The following is a 22,981-nucleotide window of genomic DNA, read 5'->3' on the forward strand; positions in this document are numbered from 1 at the left end:
GTGAACTACTCGGTAAACGTGGAAATATCTACCGTCGCTTGGGTCATCAACCGCTGTATCGGGCAGCGGTGGCTAATATCTTCTAGCTTTGCCCGCTGCTCAGGATCATCAATACCGTGAAAAGTCATCGTCACGGCTAACTTATAGACACCTTTTCTTTCCTCACTATCATCGCGCTGCACTTTAACGGTGATGCCTTCCAGCGGCCACTCTTTGCGCTTGGCATACATTTGCACAGTAATCGCTTTGCAAGTGCCTAATGCGATATCAAAGTAATCATGTGGGTCAGGTGCACTGCCGTCACCTCCTACTACAGGCGGGACGTCGCCATACAAATCTTCCAAACCGTTCACTTCAATTCGTTGGCGAAATGTATGGTTACGTTCACTGATAATCGTGATTGGCTTATGCATCAGGATACCTTTATACCGAGGTTTAACTTCTCGACAGCTTTTATGAGCGTGTCACGCTTTGCTCGCCCCTCTACCTCGGCACCGTAGCGCCCTACCTCAGCACTATCGACACCATCGAGCATCATCAGCGCCGTGGTTATCTTATTCACCTGATCTGCCGTTGTAACACCTTGAAACGTTAATGATTGATATGCCATTCCTTGCCCTTTCCTACGCTGGAGTGAAGTAGGTACGCCGTTGAAAGCTATGCAAAACTGATACAGACGAAGAAGTCTAGCACGCGCTAGCGCCCTTGCAATCTGCAAGCAGTGCCCGCACCTTTGATACAAATACGATTACGTTACGTTTACTTTATCTTCCCTTATGGAGTCTATATGGCGACTGCTTCTTCGCTACTCAAGATGAACGGCTGCGTCCGTTTGCCTCACCTTGCCGCCTTGGATATCAAAGGAGCCGATGCTGAGAAATTCCTACAAGGGCAAACAAGCGCGCAGGTTAGTTTAGCCAATGGCTTTTTTGCGCCTCTAACTTGCTTTTGTACACCAAAGGGAAGAATGCTGGCTAATGCTCAACTGCTGAAAATCAGCAACGAACATTATAGGCTACTGCTAAGTACGTCACTGATTGATATGCTCGCCAGTCATTTAGCTAAATTTGCTGCTTTTTATCGCGTCGAATTACAGGCTCAGTCATCAATGATCATCGTAGGCGCCAGTGAAAGCGCCAACGAGGCTGCTCAAGCGTTTGGTTTGTCTCTCCCTGAGCGACCTTACACCCATCACAGCAATGCCCAAGTGACAGCCCTATGCCTGCCAGGCCTCGGGCGTTGGTTAATCAGCATAGAAAATTCTGCTGAGCAGAACGCCATTGAAATAAATGATAATGAAGATGCGTTTAACACGTGGCAATTAGAAGATATTCGCAGTGGTTTGGCATGGTTAACGGCCCCACAACAAGATCACTTTCTCCCACAGATGTTGAACTGGGAAGCACTGGGGGGGATTAGCTTTAAGAAAGGCTGCTATACAGGACAAGAAGTCGTCGCACGGGCGCATTTCCGTGGCCAAGTAAAGAAACGCTTAGTGCGTGTTACTGCCACTGCCAACAGCTTACCCCAGGTCGGTGACACATTAGTGGATGAACAGGATAAAGCAGTTGGTGAAGTCGTTAGCAGCGCGTTTAGCGATAAACAGCAAATTGAGCTGCTCGCCGTCGCGAGTACTAAAGCCATTGAAGCGCTAACCCCACTCTATTGGCAGGGGCACCCGCTAACACTCTGCGATCTTCCCTATGCCATTGAGCGTCTAGACCCCGAACAGCTGGCCAGCAGCCTAGTGGGAGTTTAAATGTGGCAGGTGAAATAACCGAATAGCGTTTGCGCTGCTCTGTGCCGCTATTTTCTCAAATGGCTGACGACGTAACTCTGCTACCACGCGAGCCACCTTCTCCAACCGGCTTGGCTCATTACGCTGGCCCTGATAGCCGCTAAGCGGCATATCGGGGCTGTCAGTTTCTAGCACAAAGCCATCATCGGGTAAGCGTGACACCACTTCACGAAGACGTAGTGCGCGCTCGTAAGTAATCGCCCCACCCAGGCCAAGGGTATAGCCTAAATCGAGAAACCTAGCGGCCTGCTCATAAGAACCTGAGAACCCGTGGATAAGCCCACCACTAGGAAGCGCCAACTGACGTAGCCGTTTGCTTACCAGATCATTAGCTTTTACGCAGTGCACCACAACAGGTAAACCGAACTGTTTAGCCAAGCGGAGCTGCGCATCGAAGTAGGCCCACTGTTTATCTAACGTTTCAGTAAAACGGCCATCGATACCACACTCACCTACTGCCACAAAACGTTTCCCCGCCTGGGCTTCCTGCTCTGCTAACAGCTGCTCCAGGGCGACTAAATCTTGATCAGAATGCTCATCGATAAAGTAAGGATGTAACCCTACGCATAGACTTATCTCTGACCGCACCCCCAGCGCCAAAACATTAGGCCATCGGTAACGGGTCGTTGATGGCACAACAAAGTGCTCGACACCCACCGCCTTGGCATTTTCGATGACTGCATCGCGATCATCGTCAAACGCCGCAAAATCCAGGTGGCAGTGGGCATCAATCAACATAGCAAGAGAAGCTAAATCAGTGCTCGCGGGTAGGCTGGAAGCGAATATCCGGCCAGCGCTCTTGGGTCATCTGCAGGTTGACCCGCGTTGGTGCAATATAGGTCAGGTAGCCGCCGCCATCGATAGCAAGGTTGGAACTCGCTTTGCGCTTAAACTCTTCTAACATCTTAGCGTCTTCGCAATAGACCCAGCGTGCGGTTTGTACATTGACCCCTTCATACAGACAGTCAACTTTGTACTCTTCCTTCAAACGGTGGGCCACCACATCAAACTGCAGCGTACCCACAGCGCCAAGAATCAGATCGTTGTTATCCATCGGCATAAAGACCTGAGTAGCGCCCTCTTCAGAGAGCTGCTGGAGACCCTTTTGCAGCGCTTTCATTTTTAGCGGATCTTTTAAACGAACACGCTTGAACAGCTCTGGTGCAAAGTGAGGAATACCGGTAAAGCGCATATCCTCGCCGACCGTGAAGGTATCGCCGATCTGAATCGTGCCGTGGTTGTGCAAGCCGATAATATCGCCTGGCCACGCTTCTTCCACCTGAGAACGGTCTGACGCCATAAACGTAAGGGCATCGGCAATTTTCACATCTTTGCCTATCCGCACGTGACGCATCTTCATATTCTTTTCGTACTTACCGGAACACACACGCAAAAAGGCAATGCGGTCACGGTGGTTGGGATCCATATTCGCTTGGATTTTAAATACGAAGCCGGTAAAACGGTCATCGTGAGCCGTTACTTCACGGGTATCTGTCTCACGTGGCTGAGGCGGCGGCGCATACTCAACAAACCCGTCCATCATTTCCCGCACGCCGAAATTACCCATTGCGGTACCAAAGTACACAGGCGACAGCTCACCACGGCGATAGGCATCAAGATCAAACTCATGGGAAGCACCACGTACCAACTCGACTTCCATGCGTAGCTCTTCAGCCTGCTCTTCGCCAAGCACAGCATCGACCTCCGGGCTATCCAGCCCTTCAATCCGCTTGTCATCTGGAATGCGGCTGCCTTGCCCCTGAGTATAAAGGTGAATGACATCGTTATAGAGGTGATAAACGCCTCTAAAGTGCCGCCCCATGCCAATCGGCCATGTCATTGGCGCGCACTGGATGTTTAGCACGGTTTCCACCTCGTCCATAACTTCGATCGGATCGCGAATATCGCGATCCATCTTGTTAATGAACGTAAGAATAGGCGTCGTGCGCAAACGGCACACTTCCATCAGCTTAATGGTGCGATCCTCAACACCTTTCGCCCCATCAATCACCATTAACGCGGAATCAACCGCGGTTAACGTACGGTAAGTATCTTCGGAAAAGTCCTCGTGCCCCGGAGTATCAAGCAAGTTCACGATACGCCCACCATAGGGGAACTGCATCACCGACGTTGTGACCGAGATGCCACGCTCTTGCTCCATCTTCATCCAGTCTGATGTCGCATGACGATCATTACGCTTGCTCTTAACAGAGCCAGCTAACTGGATTGCATTTCCGAACAACAGCATTTTTTCGGTGATGGTGGTTTTACCAGCGTCGGGGTGCGAAATAATCGCAAACGTACGGCGTAGTTCTGCTTCGCGCGCTAATTTGGCGTCAGACATGGAGTTCTCTAAAATGGTAAAACGTTATGACTGCGGTGGCGCCTTACTTATCGGCGTTTATATGGGTATATGGTAACGCAACTAGGCCGCTGCGGCATACCATGGATACCAAAGGGGTGATCAAGAAGATAACCACTCGCATAATCAAAAAGAAGGGCCTGCCAAGTAGCTAGGAAAATCGCGAAGGGAGCTTGACGGAATATATGAAGAAGCGCCGAGCTGGTCGGCGCTTCTGTGTAGCGTTGATTTCTGCTTGGCTAAGCGTAAGTGTTAACTTGCGTACCCACGCTGCCCTCTTGGGCAAGGTCTGGCTGAGACCCCATGTTAGCAGAGGCAAGTACTTCCGACACTTGCTGTGCTTGCATATCAAGAGACTGCTTAAAAAGCTGCATCTGTGCTTGTTCAGCAGATTGTGCTTGATTCATATAGAGTGCGGTGCTCACTGCGTTGCTTACGGCAACATCCATCTTTCACCTCACAGTTTTGCGGTATGTTGCTCCAAAATAGCAAACATCATGCTTTACTACCAAACATCTCTCCTATTAAACACTTAGGAAACGGCTACATGCTATTTTAGAAACGGTCAGCCCTAAAAGGAGCCATGTCAATCTCAGTCGGCTTACCTTCCATCATATCCGCCAGTAATTGCCCAGTGGCAGGGCCTAGGGTGAATCCCTGATGTCCATGCCCAAAAGCTAACCATAAGCCACGATGTTTAGGAGCTGGCCCAATAACAGGCTTCATATCAGGCAAACAGGGCCGCGCACCCTTCCAGGCAGCCGCATCTCGGCGCTCCCCAATCGGGAAAACTGAACGGGCAACTTTTTCTGCATCAGCTAACTGTTGCTCATCTGCTGGCGACTCAAGGCGATCAAGTTCGGCCCCTGTAGTCAAACGAACACCTGCGTTCATTGGAGCAAGTAGATATCCCACTTCGGCATCCATCAACCAGTAGTGTAGCTTCGCAGAAGGCTGCGTAGCGTAATGCATATGGTAGCCACGCTTAACAAAGGTGGGGAAATGATAGCCTAAACCTTTCAGCCAATTACCCGCCCAAGGCCCCAGAGCAACAACCACCTCATCTACCTCTAAACTTTCTGAAGCAGTATCAATGTGCCAGCGCTCGCCCTGCTGCTGAACCCCCTGAATATCGGTTTGCAGGATACGCCCACCTTGTTGGACAAAAGCTTCTGCATAAGCGGCAACTAAACCACCTGGATCGGCAACTGTCCAAGGGTCAAGCCAGTGAATAGCGCCTGTAATGTCACTGCTTATATCAGGCTCTTTCTCAACCAGTGCCTCACGGTCTAAAACAGCAAATTGAACGCCGTAATGATCGCGCGCCTCCTCCGCCTCTTTCACCCGCTGAGCAAGTTTACTGGGAGTGCGATAGATCTCCAGCCAGCCTTCCCGGCGAACTAAATGATCAGCATTGGCCGCTTCGATCATGGGGCCATGAGTCTTTAAGCAGAGCTGTATCAATGACGCATACTCAGGCACGATTTTTTTATATAACCGGTTAGAGGAGTTATGCCAATAGCTTAACAACGGCGAAGCAGCATTAATCATGCCGGCAGGCCGATAGCGAATATCAACACGTTTGTTTGGCAGCACGCTCAGTATGGTTTTCATATCCCGTGGGAAAGGATAGGGACGCACGGCTTCCCGCTGAATAATGCCGGCATTGCCGAAAGAGGTTTCACGGCCCGGCTGGCGACGATCAACCAGTGTTACTTGATGACCTCGCTGTTGCAGTTGCCAGGCAATGCTGACACCGACCATACCTGCCCCTAAAACCACCGTTTGACGCGCCATTGTGTTGCACTCCCTAGAAAAAATACCGACCACAGTTCAGATGATTGTTTTCAACGAATAACTTACTGAAAAATATCACCAAACAAACAGCTTTAACATAGCTCAAAAAACTGTTTTAAGGCCAAATATCAGCAATAAATTTTGCAACCACAAATAATACGGATGACTTCACTATTCGCGCCTTCAAGAGTATCAAAACGTGCTAGTGCTTCTTACTAAAAACCTTTTTAAACGGTTCATCAAGCACAAACTTGCACTGCATAGAGGTAGCATCGCGATATAAAGCCTAGGAAAAATCCGCAACAATATCAGATAGGGTAATTCATTTGGCGGGCAATAAATCAAAAGCAAAACCTAGGAAAGGTTTGCATAGAGAAAGAATAAGCTGAGAGGACGATTAAAATACGAGCGGCCAAAAACGCAAAAAAGCCGAACACGAGTCAGCTTAGTTTAAAACTTAATAAAGGGGATTGATAAAACGATGGAAAATAATGAGGTGATTAAATATTTAAGTTTAAAAAGGTTAATGGGGTGGATGATGGGGATCGAACCCACGACCACCGGAGCCACAATCCGGGGCTCTACCACTGAGCTACATCCACCACAACCTAAAACTGGTAATACGTATAATTAATACGCGTCATCAAATGGGGTGGATGATGGGGATCGAACCCACGACCACCGGAGCCACAATCCGGGGCTCTACCACTGAGCTACATCCACCATTGATGAAGTACTGACTTACATGCCTTACCGAATGCGTCCACTAAAAGCTTTTAATGGCACGCCCAGCAGGACTCGAACCCGCAACCTACGGCTTAGAAGGCCGTTGCTCTATCCGGTTGAGCTATGGGCGCACATAAAGCATTCTAAGAGACTGAATACTGATGAGCACTTGACCACAACCAATGTTTGGAAAAGCAAGTTACTACCTTCCGCGCTAGGTATGTGGTCGGGATGGAGGGATTCGAACCCCCGACATCCTGCTCCCAAAGCAGGCGCGCTACCAGACTGCGCTACATCCCGATTTCTTACCTTAGACGCTGCTGCATGTCCCGTCTCAAGCGAGGCATATATTACTATTTCTGAGTTTAAAGTCAACACCTAAAGTGATTGATTCGTTAGAAGCTTTGCCTTGTCGCCCTAGCGTGCGAAAATCAGCCCTTCTCGAAAGCCCGTGACCTCCTGCGCTCAGACACGCTTCCAGTAAACACCACGGCCTAAACTTAGTCACTTAGCTTCGCTTCTAACCTTCACAGGGATTCTATTACATGACCGCCCAACTTATCGATGGCAAAGCCATCGCCGCTAATGTCCGCCAGCAAGTTGCCGAGAAAATCAGCGCACGTCAGAAAGCTGGCGCGCGGGCACCTGGACTAGCTGTTGTTGTGGTCGGAGAAGACCCAGCCTCCCATGTCTATGTCAGTAACAAACACCGCGCCTGTGAGCAGGCTGGCATACTCTCCTTCCAGCATGCACTACCTGTTGATACACAGCAGCATGAATTAGAAGCGCTTGTCGATCAGTTAAACGACGATGCAACGGTTGACGGCATTCTTGTTCAACTGCCATTGCCAGAGCATTTAGATTCCCGCCCTATTCTTGAGCGAATTCGTCCAGACAAAGATGTCGACGGCTTTCACCCTTACAACATTGGTCGGCTGGCGCAACGCATGCCCTCGCTTAGGCCCTGCACACCTAAAGGCATCATGACCATGCTGATCCATAGTGGCATTGCCGTAAGGGGCTTAGATGCCACTGTAGTCGGCGCGTCTAACATTGTCGGCCGGCCAATGGCTTTGGAGCTGATGCTAGCAGGCTGCACTACAACGGTATGCCACCGTTTCACTCTACAGCTTGAGTCACACGTGCGCCGCGCTGACTTGGTTGTTGTGGCTGTCGGCAAACCCGGCATTGTCAAAGGGGAGTGGATCAAGCCGGGCGCCATCGTGATTGACGTTGGCATTAATCGCCAAGAAGACGGCACGCTCACCGGTGACGTTGATTTTAAAGCCGCAGCAGAACGCGCCAGCTTCATTACACCCGTGCCTGGCGGCGTTGGGCCGATGACCGTTGCCACACTGCTTGAAAACACGCTAGAAGCCGCTGAACGCCACGATAAAGGCTTAGGTCAGTAGTGTTACAAACGCCACTGCAGATAACGATTTCTTAAGGAGTAAACGCAAGTGCGACGTATTGGAATTATCGGCGCTATGGCGCAAGAAGTGAACATACTGGCGGGCCAGTTAGAAGACGCTGAACGCTACGAGCATGCTGGCTTCGTTTTTTATACGGGCACACGTCACGGCCTAGAAATTATTGTGTTGCAGTCTGGGATTGGTAAGGTCAACGCGGCGGTGGGTGCCGCGATTCTACTTGAGCGCCACCAGCCTGATGCAATTATTAATACCGGCTCCGCAGGCGGCTTTGCGTCTGATCTTAATATTGGTGATGTGATTATTTCGGATGAAGTTCGCCACCATGATGTGGATGCAGTGGTCTTTGGCTATGAGCTTGGTCAAGTACCTGGAATGCCCGCGGCCTACCAAGCAGACAAGCATCTTCGTGGTATTGCCCGCAACGCCATTGCAGCATTAGGCGAAGTTAATGTACGTGAAGGTCTCATCGCCACGGGTGATGCCTTTATGTCCGACCCCGAACGCGTCGCGACTACCCGTGAACAGTTCCCAACCATGTTAGCCGTAGAGATGGAAGGCGCTGCTATTGCGCAAACATGTCACCTCTACAACTGCCCGTTTGTGGTCATTCGCGCGCTTTCTGATATACCCGGAAGTGGTGACAACCACCTGTCATTCGAGCAGTTTTTAGACGTAGCAGCTGACCACTCATCACGGATGGTGGACCAGATGCTGATCGAGCTGGCAAAAAAATAGACGTAAGCAATAGCGCTTAAAGCTTGATAAAAAAACGGAGCCGTTCGGCTCCGTTTTTTGGGTCTGCTATCTAACAATACTGACTACGCTTTCAGCTTCCATGCAAGGCTCTCACCCGCCATTAACGGAATAATATGCTGGCCTGCTGTGTAAGGATAATACGCAGGCAGGCTCCATGAACGACGCTCCAAGGTAACCTTGTCAGCATTAGCTGGCAGCCCATAAAAACGTGGCCCATTGAGACTGGAAAACGCTTCTAGTTTGTCCAAGGCCTGCATTTCTTCGAATGCTGCTGCATAAAGCTCAATGGCAGCAGGCGCTGTATATGCCCCTGCACAACCGCAGCTAGATTCTTTGTCACCTTGGGCATGAGGTGCGCTGTCGGTGCCCAAAAAGAATTTAGGCCTGCCACTGGTCGCCGCTTTTAATAACGCCTGACGATGCTGCTCGCGTTTTAGAATAGGCAAGCAGTAATAGTGCGGGCGAATGCCGCCTGCCAGCATTTTGTTGCGGTTAAACAGCAGGTGAGGAGCCGTAATCGTGGCAGCAACGTTATCAGGCGCAGCAGCGACAAACTCGGCAGCCTGTTGGGTCGTAATATGCTCAAACACTACCTTGAGATTAGGGTGTCTAGCCAAAAGCGGTTTCATAACCTGCTCAATAAACACCGCCTCTCGATCAAAAATATCAATCTCATGATTGGTCACCTCACCATGCACCAATAGAGGCATACCGACTTTCGCTAGCATCGCAATAGTGTCATCGCAGTGTGCAATGTCGGTAACGCCAGACGCAGAGTTGGTGGTAGCTCCCGCAGGGTAAAGCTTCACGGCCTTTACAACACCACTTTCAGCAGCACGCTCAATTTCTTCGGGGGGGGTCGTATCCGTTAAATAGAGCGTCATCAGAGGTTCAAAGGCACTCCCTTCTGGCAATGCTGCTAAGATTCGCTGCCGATACGCTAGCGCTTGAGCAGTCGTGGTTACCGGCGGTTTTAGATTAGGCATAATAATCGCGCGCCCCATTTGGGCGGCGGTATGACCTACCACAGCGCTTAGCGCCTCATCATCACGTAAATGAAGATGCCAATCATCGGGGCGAGTCAACGTAATAGCGTCCACGGCAAGTCCTGTGCAGAAATGAATCGAGTAAAAGAGTCACAACAGTATACCTAATACGGGTAACGGATAAATCTCCCCTATCCATCCCACAGCCCTTCTCAAGTGTCGTATCATGGCGGCACTTTGTAAGATCAAGGACTCAGTTTTTTATGCAGAATGTGCGTCGCTATGCGGACATTATCGCCAGTATTGAAGGATTACTATGGCTTGGTCTTGCCTGGTCGATATCCTTTTCAATGTATTATGGAAGTACCGAACCGACACTGGCTGTCCTATTTGTTGTTGGTGCATTGGTGCTACTCGGCTGGGCACACCGCCCGATGCGTTATTTGTTGAAACGCTACCACGTACGTAAGCGCCGCACTGACATGTGGATTCATACGCTAGCGTTACCACTCCTGCTCGCTATGTTTTTCCATATCCTGTTAGAGGCCGTGCTGGGCAGCACCTGGCTACCGCCTAAAATGCTGCTATTCAACTTGCTTGCCTCTGCGGGATGGCTGACGTTCGTAATGACGTTATTTATAAAATTTGTTATTCACAACGTGAAAGCATCGAGCAAATAACCACGCTATGCCTCCCGCCCTGCCTCTCCCGCTTTCAACGCCAAACCGTAACCTCGTTAGACTAACGATCGTACGAGGTATCACCTGGACCGGCTTTTTACTGGCCATTATCGTTGGCATTGAACTGCTCGCTTTCGATTTACCGGTGACTGCAGTCGTCAGTGTTGTGATTGCCATGGGGATACTCAATATCGCCACATGGTGGCGATTAGGCAGACCAAAAGCGGTTAACCATTTTGAGTACCTTGCCCACTTACTGGCAGATATTGCAGGCTTAACGCTGCTATTTTATTTTTCAGGCGGCTCAACAAATCCCTTTATTACTTACTATTTAGTGCCTGTCACTATTGCCGCCGCCACCCTTCCTTGGCGGCACGCCTGGATCATTGCCGCCTGTGCAATGGCAGGTTACACCTACCTGATGTTCTTTTATCACCCAATACCACAGTTGGGACACATTAACAGCGACGGTCCGCTAAGCCTTCATGTGTTGGGTATGTGGCTTAATTTCGGTTTATCAGCCGGCTTGGTCACGTTCTTTATCTACAAGATGGCTCACGCCCTGCGCAATCGAGACAAAGCACTATCACGTACCCGAGAAGCGGCGCTGCGCAATGAACAAGTGCTGGCAGTCGCCACCCAGGCCGCTGGCACGGCCCATGAGCTCGGCACGCCGCTATCAACCATGGCCGTGCTGCTAAATGAAATGCACCAGGACGCCCCCCATGACTCCACCTTGCAACAAGATATATCTATCCTTCGTCAACAAGTAGATGTGTGCAAATCGCGCCTACAACACCTAGTTACGACGGCTGACCGTCGACGCATGGCAGAACCTGAAGTACTAGACGCTGAGCTATGGTTAGCAGCAGTTGTGCAACGCTGGCTCGTTATTAGGCCTGATGTTAGCCACCTCTTTGAAGTTGCCGAAAAACGCGGCCGCCCCTGGTTAGCCGTTGATGCCACATTAGACCAAGCGTTAACCAATTTACTCAATAACGCCGCCGACGCTAATCCAGAGCAAATTGCTATCCGCTTGGATTGGCAAGATGAAAGCGTTGTCATTGATATACGCGACCATGGCCCTGGCATCGCCATGTCGATTGCTGATCAGCTAGGTGACACGTTTATTTCCACCAAAAGCAAAGGCATGGGGATTGGGCTGTTTTTAACCCACGCCACCATTAATCGTTTCGGTGGTGGAGTAAGCCTGTACAATCATCCTGAAGGCGGTACGTTAACGGAAGTGACGTTGCCTCTTTGTTCCGCCCCTGATAAGTAACAGCGACGCAGCATTCGCCAGAAAATCGAGGACATCATGCAGACGCAAGACCAACGCCTTTTAATCGTCGACGATGATGAAATGTTTTGTCACGTGTTGAGCAGAGCACTTACACGCCGTGGTTTTGAGGTAAAAGTTGCTCACGATGCTGATCAAGCAATGACGCTGATCACGCAGTTCATGCCAACGATGGCAACACTCGATCTGAAACTTGAGCACAGCTCTGGCCTCAAGCTGCTTCCCGACATGCTGGCAAGCGCACCGAATTGCCGCATTGTCGTGTTAACGGGATATTCAAGTATCGCCACAGCGGTAGAAGCCATCAAACTTGGTGCTATTAACTACCTGTGCAAACCTGCCGATGCTGACGATGTTATTGCGGCCTTTGACCACCAAGATGGTGATCCAAATATTGAGCTAGCCGACAACCCCCCCTCTATCAACCGTATAACCTGGGAGCACATTCAGAAGGTGCTGCAGGAGCATGATGGCAACATTTCAGCAACGGCTAGGGCTCTCGGCATGCACCGGCGGACGTTACAACGTAAATTACAGAAGCGCCCTGTACGTCGGTAGCTTTCCGCTCTTTGCGCTAAAGCAGCCCAAAGAGCGGAGTTTCAGCTTGATATTATTGGGCGGTCCACCCCAAATCTATGTTCCAACTTGAACCCGTCACAGCGCCTGCCGCATCGGATGCCAAGTAAGCAACTAAATGAGCAACCTCGGAAGGGTCGATCAAGCGTTTAATAGCTGCGTTTTTTAGCATGATTTTTTCAATCACCTCTTGCTCATCCATGCCATGAAGCTTGGCTTGGTCGGCGATCTGGTTATCTACCAGCGGTGTTTTCACATAGGCGGGGCAAATAGTATTGGCGGTAATACCCTGCTCACCACCTTCTAAAGCAGCCGTTTTCGTCAGTCCGATCATGCCATGCTTGGCGCTGATATAAGCTGATTTGCCTGGTGAAGCCACTTGCGCATGAACAGACGCAATATTAATTACACGTCCCCAGCCTTTTTGACGCATATGAGGCCATGCTGCCTGAGTAAGTAGAAAAGGTGCTGTTAGCATTAAATCTATAATTTGACGCCACTTCTCTTCAGGAAAAGTCTCAATAGAAGCAACGTGTTGAATACCCGCATTATTAACCAAAATATCGACACCACCGAAACGTTTCACCGCATCAGCAATCGCTCCACGACACGCGTCGGGATCGGTTAAATCCCCTTGATAAAACGCCGCGCCGGCCGCGTCAGCCACTTCTTTACCAGCAGGGTTAAAGTCTACTGCTAACACTTGAAAACCCTGTTCACAGAAATGCTTCACCACCGCTTCACCAATACCACTACTGGTGCCAGTGACCACGGCAACACGAGGTGTGACAGCTTTTTCAGAGGACATAAACGTTCCTTTTAGTGAGATTATTCATAGTGAAAGTGCAAGAACAGACAGTGTAGATAGAGGCTGACATTTCTGCCTACTCAACCTCTGGAGAAGATTTATCAGATGCCATTAGTTGCATCATCATACGCTGAGCCAGCCGAGCAGCTTCCTGCATACTTTCAAGATCACTTAAGTCCTCCAGAACCACGCGCTTATAAAGCTCGCTGCCATTAGGCAATTGTTCACATGAGAGCGAATAGTGTCCTGAAGGAAGGTTGAGACGCAACGCACTGCCCAGCGGATCAGGCTGAACGCGACTTGGCACGGCAACCAACCACATCGCACAAGGTGTTATTAACGCACCTACCAGTAGCGGCGCAGATTCCCCTTCCCAGGGCTGGAAACACAGCGCATCAACACCAAGACGAGGGTTATAATGACCCGCCTGCTTCATTGAACGCAGATGAGCATCTCGATAATGCAACGCTAATTCGGCTAAGCGTTCGTATTCTTGGGCAGCTAGGGTTCGCATACGTTTTCCGATTATTAAACAATCACCCATAACGCGGCTTAATGGCGCGTGTAGTGTAGCGCTATTGGCCAAACTCAGTGGGCTACGCCACAATAGGCGATCAATTTTGATAGATCTTTATCCTAAAGGAGTTTCTGCGATGTTTGTGGTAATTTTTGGCCGCATGTCATGCCCCTTCTGCGTTCGTGCAAAGCATCTTGCAGAACACTTAGAGAGTAATGGAAAGATAGAAGGCTACCGCTACGTTGATATGCCTTCAGAAGGCGTTACCAAGGAAAATATTGCAAAAACGGCTGGGAAGCCTATTCATACGGTTCCCCAAGTGTTTGTTGATCAACAGCACATAGGCGGCTTTACTGAGTTCGACCATTTTGTGCGCCAACGGCAGCTCCTGGCCTCTTAACTCAGGCGTTAAAATTGACGTTTACACCCGTTGAACAAGCAAATCTTCGCTTGCCTATACTGAAGTAGCACAATTTATATGACAGTTCATGTGACGTTCGATTAGGCGGCGAGGGTACCCCAATGCAGCGAGAGGAGTTTGTTCAACAGCTTTGGCTGGACTATGTACATACACATCCAGACCTTGGCGGATTGAGACTGTGGCCACTAAATACGTCAGCCGAGTATTTAACCTTGGTCACCCTAAACTATGGCCCCTTTGCTGCAAGCGAACTAAGCGCCAGCCTTGCCCATATGGGTTACCGCTCAGTTGGCCATTACGCCATGGCCGATAAAGGCCTGTTGGTGCACTTGCTTGCGCCTAATGACAATAGCAGTTGGCTAGTATTGGCAGAACTGCAGCTTGGTACGCTTTCAAAAGCACCTCGAGAAGCGCTAACGCAGCTTGTTTTGCAAAGCCACCCGGCCGATTGCAAAGGACAAAATTTGCTATGCCGCGGACGTCCATGGCCAATGCCCTCTTGGGCACTTTATCAGCAGCTGCAACAGGCACATCCCCTCGCTGCTTGGCTAGCAATCATGGGGCCCAGACTGCATCACGCAGGCTTTGACTGCTCAACGATTGGCGAATCCTTAGATACTCTGAATAGTCAGCTTGATGCCTGCGGCATGCCCAGCTTTGAAGGCCAACAAAACGGCGTATTTTCCGTTTCACCACTCCTTGAACATCGCTTCTACCCGGCGATGCCGCAAAAAACCGTTTTCAGCTTAGGCGATGAGCATCGTCTTTGCTTGGGCGGTCTAGCACTTGTGCAAAAACATGTCGGTGACGACCATGAGCGTATTGCTGAAATTTTGCTCCCTTTCCACACTCGCTGTGAAATGGCGTGAGCTAATTAGCTCACGCCCATTACGGGTTTATTCGGCGTCGAAAGTCATTTCAGGAACGTGATCAGGCACGATCAGTTTACCGGCTGGTTTTTCAACAATTTCTTCGACACTGACACCCGGTGCGCGCTCTTTAAGAATAAAAGCACCATCTTTAATTTCTAAATAAGCGAGATCGGTCAATACGCGATTAATACAACCGGCCCCGGTTAAGGGAAGCGTACACTTCTCTAAGAGCTTGGATTCACCGTGTTTCGAAGCATGTGTCATGGTACAGATGATGTTTTCTGCGCCAGCGACCAAATCCATCGCGCCGCCCATCCCTTTAATGAGCTTGCCTGGCACCATCCACGACGCAATATTACCCTCTTGGTCCACTTCAAAAGCACCCAGCACGGTCAAATCCACATGACCGCCACGAATCATGGCGAATGATTCTGCTGACGAGAAAATAGCAGCCCCTGGGCGAGCAGTGACTGTCTGCTTACCAGCGTTGATCATATCAGGATCAACTTCTTCCTCGGTGGGAAAACGCCCCATGCCCAACAGGCCATTTTCGGACTGCAGCATGACATCAATGCCGTCAGGCACGTAGTTAGCTACCAAGGTGGGGATGCCGATACCTAAATTGACGTAGAAGCCATCTTCAAGTTCACGTGCAACGCGTTGTGCCATTTGCTCACGTGTTAAAGCCATGGTGTATACCTCTTATTGAGTAAAAATGTTTAAACCGGTGAACAATCAGCTACGTACTGTACGTTTTTCGATTCGCTTCTCGAATGAGCCTTGAATAATGCGATCCACATAGATACCGGGTGTATGGATCTGGCTTGGCTCCAATTCGCCTGGTTCAACAATTTCCTCAACTTCTACAACCGTTATTTTTCCGGCAGTGGCTGCCATCGGATTAAAGTTCTGTGCCGTATGCCGATACATGACGTTGCCGTATCGATCCGCTTTCCACCCTTTAACAATCGCAAAGTCGCCGGTGATGGCTTCTTCTAAAATATAGTGGCGGCCATTAAATTCACGTACTTCTTTACCTTCACCGATAGGCGTGCCGTAACCTGTAGCGGTATAAAATGCAGGGATACCCGCACCACCGGCACGCATTTTCTCGGCCAGCGTGCCTTGAGGTGTTAGCACAACTTCAATTTCATCATTGAGCATTTGCTGTTCAAACATTGCGTTCTCACCGACATAAGAAGCGAGAATTTTACGAATCTGACGATCTTCGAGCAGCACGCCCAGCCCGAAACCATCAACGCCGCAATTGTTAGAAACTACCGTTAGATCGGTGACAGCCCGCCGTTTAATCTCAGCGATCAAATTTTCAGGAATGCCGCAAAGGCCAAAACCGCCAGCAATAACGGTCATGCCACTTTCGATACCTTCCATTGCTTCCTCATAGGAAGATACACGCTTATCGAATCCTGCCATTGTTATGCCTCGCATTATTATCGGTGGTACGTTGCACGCGTCGTTATGATGCGGCTGGATCTATGTAACCAGTGTTGTACCAGATGATATATTTGTTAAGTTTGTTTTTCTTATCAATTTATATAAATAACTTATAAAAGGGTCAGTATGACCGTCAAGCAACTTCGTGCCTTTCTTGCAGTAGCTCAAACCCTGAGCTTTACACAAGCCTGTGAACGCTTGCACCTGTCTCAACCAGCACTCAGTTTGGCCATTAAGGGGCTTGAAGATTCGCTAGGGGGGAAACTGTTGATACGCAGTACCCGTAGCGTACGGCTCACACCAGAGGGTGAGTCCCTTCTCCCACTAGCAAAGCATTTGCTTGCCCAATGGGATAATACCGAAGAGCGGCTGCGCCAGCGCTTCACTCTCCAGCTGGGCCGTTTAAGCGTAGCAGCCATGCCCTCTTTTGCGTGTAATTTGCTGCCCAGCGCGCTGGTTACCTTTCGTCGGCAATACCCTAAAATTAATATTACTGTCCACGATGTAATCAATGAAGAAGTCATCGACATGGTCCGTTCGCGCCAAGTGGAGATCGGCATTGCCTTTTCGCCTGAAGGAACCGGCAGCTTAACGTTTACGCCACTTTTTGAAGACCAATTCATCGCTGTTGTTCCACCTCAATCAGACTTGGCTCAGGCCAGCACACTGAGCTGGGCCACATTGTTACAACAGGATTTTATTACCTTACAGCGACCATCAATGGTACGCAGGCTGTTAGAACAAGAACTTGCCAAACAACACATTGAATTACCTGTTGCTTTTGAGAGCCATCAGCTCTCAACCGTTGGTAGAATGGTGGCAGATGGGTTAGGCGCAAGTGCCGTGCCTTCTATGTGTATTCAACAAATGCATCAACTCGGCGCTCGCTGCGTTCCCTTAACCGCGCCAAGCATTGCCTGCCGGGTCGGAATACTGACGCACCAAGAGTTATCGGTCGCTGCCCAGGCACTGCGTAAGGTGCTTATCGAAAGTATCAACACCCCCACCTTGACTACCTAACCCAACAGTTCGGCGTACAAAGGTTTCGTAATGTACTGGGCAGCGTGGGCGTGATCCTTTAGCATTTACACTGAGTCGCATATACCTTAGTCACCTAACACTAGAATTGCGCCACTAGTGTCATCATTCGTAAAAGGAAATGTGGTATGTCTACTGCCAAAGGAGTCGTCAGTCTGTTATTGCTGACGCTAACGACGCTGTTTTGGGGCGTGCCGCTCATTTTGTTAACACTGTTAAAAGTCATCACCCCAGGGCGGCATCAAAAACAGAGGATTCTTAATGGCCTGTGCAGCGTTGCGCTCAATTGGATTGGCGCCAACCTATGGTGGATGCGCCGCTGGATAAAGCCTGACGTAAACATCAGTATTCCGGATTCACTCAGCCCACATCAATGGTGGTTGGTTATCTCTAATCACCGCAGCTGGACGGACATCTTCATCCTTTTTATGGCACTGCACCGCCGCATTCCAATGCCCAGATTCTTTTTGAAACATCAGTTAATTTGGATTCCTATCGTCGGACTGGCATTTTGGGCGTTAGAATTCCCCTTTATGCGACGCTTCAGTCGTGAACAAATTGCCAAAAATCCTAAACTCGCCACTATTGATCGTGAATCAACAGAGCGCGTTTGCCAACAAGCCAGAAATGCACCCATCGCAATATTTAATTTTGTCGAGGGAACACGATTTACTGTGGCAAAGCGGGAAAAGCAGCAAAGTCCGTTTCGGCATTTACTTAGACCCAAGGCTGGCGGTGTCTCACAGGTGCTTAGCCTGCTTGGCGACAAACTAGATGGCATTTTGGATGTAACCATCAGCTATGAGAATCCAGCGCCAACATTCTGGGGTTTTCTATGCGGAAAAGAAGCTTGCATCACGCTTAACGCAAGGCAGCTCGCTATTCCCCAATGGATGAACGAAGCCAACTATCACGAAGAACAGCAGCACAAGGAACGTTTCCACGCATGGATCAACTCACTCTGGCAGGAAAAAGACGCCTTGCTAGCCAAGCAAACCAACCACGACTAGCTCGGTGGTTAGCAGTCTGTCTGCTAACAACCGTATTAGTTGGATGTGCTGGCTCACCCTCTTCAAATGGCCAGAATGATACTGTGCCCAGCAGCACTGTAGGCCAAATAAACGGTGAATGGATAGAGGTACAGCGCGGCGATACGCTGGGACAACTTGCGAACCGAGCAAGCGTTCCATTGGAACGTCTTGAACGCTTCAACCCTGGGGCAAATGCTCAACGCTTAAATGTTGGACAACGTTTGTTAATCCCTACCCAACAAGAGCGAGCGCCCTCTGGCGGACCATATCGCTACCAGATTCGGCCCGGCGATACCTACTCAAGTATCGCCCGCCACTTTGGCACCACATCAGGGCGTATACAGAGTGCCAATCCAAGCACGTCACCCACAGCGCTCAGAGTCGGCCAGATTGTCAGTGTACCGCTTAGCAGCAGCAGCGCCTCAAGCAGCACAAGCAATGCCCGTACCAGCCAGCCAGCATCAACGCCGACCCCGAGCGCTAGCCTACCTGCTTCTGCACGCCGCTGGCCTTGGCCCTTAGAGGACTATCGCATTGTGCGCCGCTTTGGTGCGGATAGCCGTGGTACGTTACAACCTATGCTACTGGCTACCCAGGCAGGTGCCAAAGCCCAAGCAGTGGCTCCAGGTGAAGTGCGTTTTGCTGATGGAATGCGTCAACTTGGAGATGTCGTCATTATTCATCATGCAGACAACTTGCAAACCGTCTATGCACTGTGCGAACGCATTTTAGTCCGTGTCGGCCAGCAAGTGAGTACCGGCGACCCACTGTGTGATGTCGGCCAAAGCAGTGCGACACAGCGCTACGACTTGCTTTTCGACCTGCGGCAAGGCGGAAAGCCTATCGACCCCCGGCAAGTATTAAGGTGAAGAAAAAAGCCCCTGATTTTTCAGGGGCTTTTTTGATGAACAGTGTCTGTATTAACCGCGATAATAGCCTGGTTTCACAAATGGAGTAGCTGTCACAGCCATCGGTAACTGTTTACCTCTCACCAACGCATAAACGGTGGTCTCTGGCGCTTCCCATTCACGCCCCACGTACCCCATGGCAATTGGCTTACCCACACTAGGCCCAAAGCCACCGGAAGTTACAACACCGATTTCATTGCCTTTTGCATCAACTAAAAGCGCTCCCTCTCTTACTGGTGCACGCCCTTCTGCCACTAACCCTACCCGCTTACGCGCATGATCTTTCGCGGCCACTTGGTGCAGAATAAGATCCGCGCCAGGGAAACCTGCTGGACGCTCACCGCCATGTCGGCGAGGCTTACCAATCGCCCAAATAAGACCAGCTTCTACAGGCGTCGTCGTCATATCCATATCGTGCCCATACAAACACAGCCCTGCTTCTAAACGAAGCGAGTCGCGTGCACCCAAGCCAATCGCTTCGACTTCGGGTTCTGCTAGCAGTTGCTCTGCAAATGTCTGGCAGGTCTCAGAGGCCACTGATATTTCAAAGCCATCTTCACCCGTATAACCGCTACGACTAATCCATACTTCCTGACCAGACATTGTGAAGCGGCCATGCTGCATAAACGTTAGCTCACACGCATCTGGACACAATCGCTTCATGACATCCCTAGCTTGGGGCCCCTGCAGCGCCAGCAAGCCACGATCAAGCACCTCAATGTGATGAGTAGCACCAAGATTAGTGCGTAGATGAGCAATATCCTGCTCTTTGCAGGCGGCATTAACGACTAGATAAAAGTGATCACCTGCATTGACGGCCATTAGATCATCGATAATACCGCCATCAGTTCCGGTTAAGAGCCCATAGCGCTGCTCACCTTTGCTTAACCCCACCAGGTCGGCTGGGATTAGGGACTCAAGCGCCTCGGCAACATTGTCGCCCGACACCGCTATTTGGCCCATGTGAGAAACATCAAACAGCCCACATTGCTGACGCGTATGCTCATGCTCTTTTTTGACACCCAATGGGTATTGCACCGGCATGTCATAACCCGCAAAGGGAACCATTTTGGCCCCTAGCGAAAGATGCAATTCATGGAGTGGCGTCTGTTTAAGGTCGGTCATGGGATTTCCTCGGTCGAGAAAGAGAAACGGAAAGCCATGACTGGCTTCCCGGCTCTATTACAGCTTATCGGCCCATATTACGTTGGGCAGAGATTACTTATCATGATCAAGCGCTTCACCTGGCAGTACGTCTTTGCCTGCAAAGTAATCACGGGTGAGTTTGAATACCACCGGCGAAAGCAGCGCCAGCGCGATCAAGTTCGGAATGGCCATCATAGCGTTAAAGGTATCAGCCATCAGCCAAATAAAACCAAGCTGCGCGATAGCACCAAGCGGGATTGCCAGAACGAACAGCACGCGGTACAGCATAATCGAACGTGTACCGAACAGGAACTGACAGCACTTTTCGCCGTAGAAAGACCAGCCAAGGATCGTGGTGAATGCAAACACAGCCAAGGCAACTGCAACTATCTGATTACCGAAACCGGGCAGTGCGGCATCGAACGAAAGTGCTGTCAGCGATGCGCCCGCCTCACCATCAATCCACACCGTGGAGGTCAGAATAACCAACGCGGTAATCGTACAAACGATGATGGTATCGATAAAGGTGCCCAGCATGGCGATGAGGCCTTGGCGAACAGGGTTTTTGGTCTGCGCTGCTGCGTGGGCAATTGGCGCACTACCTAAACCTGCTTCGTTAGAGAAAATACCCCGTGCTACACCAAAGCGGATGGCTGCCATCACTGCCGCACCAGCAAAGCCACCTGCCGCTGCCATCGGATTAAAGGCGTAATAGAAAATCAAACCAAACGCTTCACCAATTTGACTTGCATTAACGATCAGCACCAGCAGCCCGGCAATCACGTAAGCAATACCCATGATGGGCACTAGCTTACCCGCTACTTTTGCAATGCGCTTAATACCGCCCAGGATGACAGCCCCCGCCAACACCATGATAATCACACCGGTTAGCCAATGCGGCACACCAAAGGTGGAGTCCATGGCATCGGCCACAGAGTTGGACTGTACGGTATTACCGATACCAAAAGCCGCTATCGCACCAAAGAATGAAAACAACCCGCCTAGCCAGAGCCATTTTTTACCCAAGCCATTTTTTATATAGAACATCGGGCCACCCACGTGGTACCCGGTGCTATCGGTTTCACGATAGCGTACAGCTAGAACCGCTTCGGCAAATTTAGTCGCCATCCCCACTAACGCAGTGATCCACATCCAGAACACAGCGCCTGGGCCACCAAGCGCGATAGCCGTTGCCACACCGGCAATGTTACCTGTGCCAATCGTGGCGGAAAGCGCCGTCATTAGTGCATCAAAAGGTGAAATTTCACCGTCTTTGTCAGCCTTGTCAGATGACGCCTGATCAGCTTCTGCTTGGCTGGGCTTAGGGGCGCGGCCTTGCCACATTAGCTTGAAACCCACACCGAGCTTTCTGATCGGCATCAGTTTCAAGCCAATCTGTAAGTAAATCCCCACACCTAGCAATAGGACCAACATTATCGGGCCCCAAACGACCCCGTTAATTGCCCCTAGGAGGCTAGTTAATGTTTCCACACGTTTCTCCTTACCCTGTTCGTTAGCTCGTTTATTATGGGTACCGGGCAGTCGGGCTGCCTTGTTTAATGTAGTTGTGTCATCAAACGTTTCCACCATAGCGCGTCTTACGCTTTGAAAAAACGCATGATCTGCATGTTTTACACCATTTTCCTAGTTCGCATCCATTGCAATGTCGCAACTCAGCAGAGAAAGCATCTGTTTTTACAAATCCTAGTAGACGTAAAGCATCATGAAACTCAAAGACACTTTTTTGCCATTATGAGGCGTTGAAGAAATTTGTTTCCGATTGGAAACACGTTAACATGTGTCACAGATCGCCTTATTCAGAGCTGGCCAATAGTCGCCAAGGCGAACGACAGGCGTTAGTATGCTTCTGTCCAGACAACTGTTTCATAAAGGGAATCATCATGAGCAATCTTCCTGCCAATCTCCGTTATGCCGAAAGCCACGAATGGGTACTTGACCACCAAGACGGTACCGTCACGATCGGCATTACTGATCATGCCCAAGAAGCGCTGGGCGACGTTGTTTTTGTTGAGCTGCCAGAAGTCGGTCAGGCACTCAATAAAGGCCAAGAGTTCGGCGTTATCGAATCTGTTAAGGCTGCTTCTGACCTTTACTCACCGGTTAACGGCGAAGTTATCGAAGTTAACGAGGCACTCGAAGATTCGCCTGAAACAGTTAACGAAGCGCCTTACGAAGGTGGTTGGATCATGAAAGTACGCCTAACCGATACAGCCCTTGAAGGCTTGTTAGACGCAGATGCTTACCAAGCAACACTTAGCTCAGACGATTAATTAGCCAGAAAGCCTGCGCTCAGCAGGCTTTCTAGTTTCTTTCGCCCCTGCACGGTTTTCTCATTACGTTCGGAACCTTC

Annotated in this window: 25 protein-coding genes and 4 tRNA genes; 12 read left to right on the forward strand and 17 right to left on the reverse strand. The window is 50.1% G+C overall.

The features are described 5' to 3' along the window. Positions 1-5: 5 nt before the first annotated feature. A complete protein-coding gene (locus REH51_RS18585; RefSeq protein ID WP_009724460.1) occupies positions 6-413 on the reverse strand; it encodes an OsmC family protein in 408 nt (135 codons plus the stop codon). After that, complete coding sequence (locus REH51_RS18590; protein ID WP_009724461.1) at positions 413-610, reverse strand: hypothetical protein; 198 nt, start codon at positions 608-610, stop codon at positions 413-415. The genes REH51_RS18585 and REH51_RS18590 overlap by 1 nt, the downstream gene beginning before the upstream one ends. A 177-nt stretch (positions 611-787) precedes the next feature. Here REH51_RS18590 and ygfZ point away from each other — a divergent pair, with 177 nt between their 5' ends. After that, positions 788-1,759 (forward strand): CAF17-like 4Fe-4S cluster assembly/insertion protein YgfZ, encoded by a 972-nt coding sequence (gene ygfZ / locus REH51_RS18595; protein ID WP_009724462.1) that lies wholly within the window; start codon positions 788-790, stop codon positions 1,757-1,759. Here the strand turns inward: ygfZ and REH51_RS18600 are convergent. The 8 genes from REH51_RS18600 to REH51_RS18635 form a co-directional block, all read right to left on the reverse strand. Then, positions 1,745-2,536, reverse strand: coding sequence for a TatD family hydrolase (locus REH51_RS18600; protein ID WP_498936538.1), 792 nt, complete (start codon positions 2,534-2,536; stop codon positions 1,745-1,747). The genes ygfZ and REH51_RS18600 overlap by 15 nt on opposite strands. A gap of 16 nt (positions 2,537-2,552) precedes the next feature. Further along, positions 2,553-4,142, reverse strand: coding sequence for a peptide chain release factor 3 (locus REH51_RS18605; RefSeq protein WP_009724464.1), 1,590 nt, complete (start codon positions 4,140-4,142; stop codon positions 2,553-2,555). 257 nt (positions 4,143-4,399) lie between these two features. Then, entirely contained in the window at positions 4,400-4,609 is a 210-nt protein-coding gene (locus tag REH51_RS18610; RefSeq protein WP_009724465.1) for a putative motility protein, read from the reverse strand. A 106-nt stretch (positions 4,610-4,715) separates the two neighbouring features. After that, positions 4,716-5,957, reverse strand: a complete 1,242-nt coding sequence (locus REH51_RS18615; protein ID WP_009724466.1) for an NAD(P)/FAD-dependent oxidoreductase — start codon at positions 5,955-5,957, stop codon at positions 4,716-4,718. Between the two features lie 527 nt (positions 5,958-6,484). Further along, positions 6,485-6,559: transfer RNA gene (locus tag REH51_RS18620), tRNA-His, on the reverse strand. A gap of 46 nt (positions 6,560-6,605) precedes the next feature. Continuing rightward, positions 6,606-6,680 (reverse strand) — tRNA-His (locus REH51_RS18625). Between the two features lie 57 nt (positions 6,681-6,737). Beyond that, positions 6,738-6,814: transfer RNA gene (locus REH51_RS18630), tRNA-Arg, on the reverse strand. 92 nt (positions 6,815-6,906) lie between these two features. Further along, positions 6,907-6,983 (reverse strand) — tRNA-Pro (locus REH51_RS18635). A 245-nt stretch (positions 6,984-7,228) separates the two neighbouring features. Here REH51_RS18635 and folD point away from each other — a divergent pair. Beyond that, entirely contained in the window at positions 7,229-8,095 is an 867-nt protein-coding gene (gene folD, locus REH51_RS18640) for a bifunctional methylenetetrahydrofolate dehydrogenase/methenyltetrahydrofolate cyclohydrolase FolD (RefSeq protein WP_009724467.1), read from the forward strand. A 48-nt stretch (positions 8,096-8,143) separates the two neighbouring features. Continuing rightward, on the forward strand, positions 8,144-8,851 hold the full coding sequence (gene mtnN, locus REH51_RS18645) for a 5'-methylthioadenosine/S-adenosylhomocysteine nucleosidase (protein WP_009724468.1): 708 nt from the start codon (positions 8,144-8,146) through the stop codon (positions 8,849-8,851). Between the two features lie 83 nt (positions 8,852-8,934). Here the strand turns inward: mtnN and pyrC are convergent, their stop codons facing one another. After that, complete coding sequence (gene pyrC, locus REH51_RS18650) at positions 8,935-9,972, reverse strand: dihydroorotase (protein ID WP_498936539.1); 1,038 nt, start codon at positions 9,970-9,972, stop codon at positions 8,935-8,937. Between the two features lie 149 nt (positions 9,973-10,121). Here pyrC and REH51_RS18655 point away from each other — a divergent pair, with 149 nt between their 5' ends. From REH51_RS18655 to REH51_RS18665, 3 genes are read left to right on the forward strand one after another with little or no spacing between them, the layout of a single operon-like run. Next, positions 10,122-10,538 carry a hypothetical protein gene (locus tag REH51_RS18655; RefSeq protein WP_009724470.1) on the forward strand — a complete coding sequence of 139 codons (417 nt, stop codon included), beginning with the start codon at positions 10,122-10,124 and terminating at the stop codon, positions 10,536-10,538. Positions 10,539-10,545: 7 nt separating this feature from the next. Further along, entirely contained in the window at positions 10,546-11,820 is a 1,275-nt protein-coding gene (locus REH51_RS18660) for an ATP-binding protein (protein WP_498936541.1), read from the forward strand. Between the two features lie 36 nt (positions 11,821-11,856). After that, on the forward strand, positions 11,857-12,396 hold the full coding sequence (locus REH51_RS18665) for a response regulator transcription factor (RefSeq protein ID WP_009724472.1): 540 nt from the start codon (positions 11,857-11,859) through the stop codon (positions 12,394-12,396). A 52-nt stretch (positions 12,397-12,448) separates the two neighbouring features. Here REH51_RS18665 and REH51_RS18670 read toward each other — a convergent pair whose 3' ends face one another. Continuing rightward, positions 12,449-13,222, reverse strand: a complete 774-nt coding sequence (locus tag REH51_RS18670) for a 3-hydroxybutyrate dehydrogenase (RefSeq protein WP_009724473.1) — start codon at positions 13,220-13,222, stop codon at positions 12,449-12,451. 76 nt (positions 13,223-13,298) lie between these two features. Then, positions 13,299-13,736 carry a [NiFe]-hydrogenase assembly chaperone HybE gene (gene hybE, locus REH51_RS18675; protein WP_009724474.1) on the reverse strand — a complete coding sequence of 146 codons (438 nt, stop codon included), beginning with the start codon at positions 13,734-13,736 and terminating at the stop codon, positions 13,299-13,301. Positions 13,737-13,875: 139 nt separating this feature from the next. Here hybE and REH51_RS18680 point away from each other — a divergent pair, with 139 nt between their 5' ends. Both REH51_RS18680 and REH51_RS18685 read left to right on the forward strand, forming a co-directional pair. After that, positions 13,876-14,139, forward strand: coding sequence for a GrxA family glutaredoxin (locus REH51_RS18680; protein ID WP_009724475.1), 264 nt, complete (start codon positions 13,876-13,878; stop codon positions 14,137-14,139). A 122-nt stretch (positions 14,140-14,261) separates the two neighbouring features. Then, positions 14,262-15,029, forward strand: coding sequence for a VOC family protein (locus REH51_RS18685; RefSeq protein WP_009724476.1), 768 nt, complete (start codon positions 14,262-14,264; stop codon positions 15,027-15,029). A gap of 27 nt (positions 15,030-15,056) precedes the next feature. Here the strand turns inward: REH51_RS18685 and REH51_RS18690 are convergent, their stop codons facing one another. Both REH51_RS18690 and REH51_RS18695 read right to left on the reverse strand, forming a co-directional pair. Continuing rightward, the gene (locus tag REH51_RS18690; protein ID WP_498936543.1) at positions 15,057-15,722 is read right to left on the reverse strand and encodes a CoA transferase subunit B; all 666 of its coding nucleotides are present in this window, start codon (positions 15,720-15,722) and stop codon (positions 15,057-15,059) included. Positions 15,723-15,767: 45 nt separating this feature from the next. Beyond that, positions 15,768-16,466 (reverse strand): CoA transferase subunit A, encoded by a 699-nt coding sequence (locus REH51_RS18695; protein ID WP_009724478.1) that lies wholly within the window; start codon positions 16,464-16,466, stop codon positions 15,768-15,770. Between the two features lie 147 nt (positions 16,467-16,613). On the opposite strand from REH51_RS18695, the gene REH51_RS18700 reads away from it, so the two are divergent. The 3 genes from REH51_RS18700 to REH51_RS18710 all read left to right on the forward strand — a co-directional run bounded on the left by REH51_RS18700 (position 16,614) and on the right by REH51_RS18710 (position 19,425). Next, positions 16,614-17,507 carry a LysR family transcriptional regulator gene (locus REH51_RS18700; RefSeq protein ID WP_009724479.1) on the forward strand — a complete coding sequence of 298 codons (894 nt, stop codon included), beginning with the start codon at positions 16,614-16,616 and terminating at the stop codon, positions 17,505-17,507. Positions 17,508-17,653: 146 nt separating this feature from the next. After that, positions 17,654-18,535, forward strand: coding sequence for a 1-acylglycerol-3-phosphate O-acyltransferase, YihG family (yihG, locus tag REH51_RS18705; protein ID WP_009724480.1), 882 nt, complete (start codon positions 17,654-17,656; stop codon positions 18,533-18,535). Between the two features lie 122 nt (positions 18,536-18,657). Continuing rightward, complete coding sequence (locus REH51_RS18710; protein ID WP_039869695.1) at positions 18,658-19,425, forward strand: LysM peptidoglycan-binding domain-containing protein; 768 nt, start codon at positions 18,658-18,660, stop codon at positions 19,423-19,425. A gap of 51 nt (positions 19,426-19,476) precedes the next feature. Here REH51_RS18710 and gcvT read toward each other — a convergent pair whose 3' ends face one another. Continuing rightward, the gene (gene gcvT, locus REH51_RS18715) at positions 19,477-20,589 is read right to left on the reverse strand and encodes a glycine cleavage system aminomethyltransferase GcvT (protein ID WP_009724482.1); all 1,113 of its coding nucleotides are present in this window, start codon (positions 20,587-20,589) and stop codon (positions 19,477-19,479) included. Between the two features lie 93 nt (positions 20,590-20,682). Then, the gene (locus REH51_RS18720; RefSeq protein WP_009724483.1) at positions 20,683-22,101 is read right to left on the reverse strand and encodes an alanine/glycine:cation symporter family protein; all 1,419 of its coding nucleotides are present in this window, start codon (positions 22,099-22,101) and stop codon (positions 20,683-20,685) included. 410 nt (positions 22,102-22,511) lie between these two features. Between REH51_RS18720 and gcvH the strand changes: the two genes are divergently transcribed. Further along, positions 22,512-22,901: a glycine cleavage system protein GcvH gene (gene gcvH, locus REH51_RS18725; protein WP_009724484.1), complete on the forward strand. Its 390-nt coding sequence runs from the start codon at positions 22,512-22,514 to the stop codon at positions 22,899-22,901. The last annotated feature ends 80 nt before the right edge of the window (positions 22,902-22,981 follow it).

This window comes from Halomonas bluephagenesis, assembly GCF_054790765.1.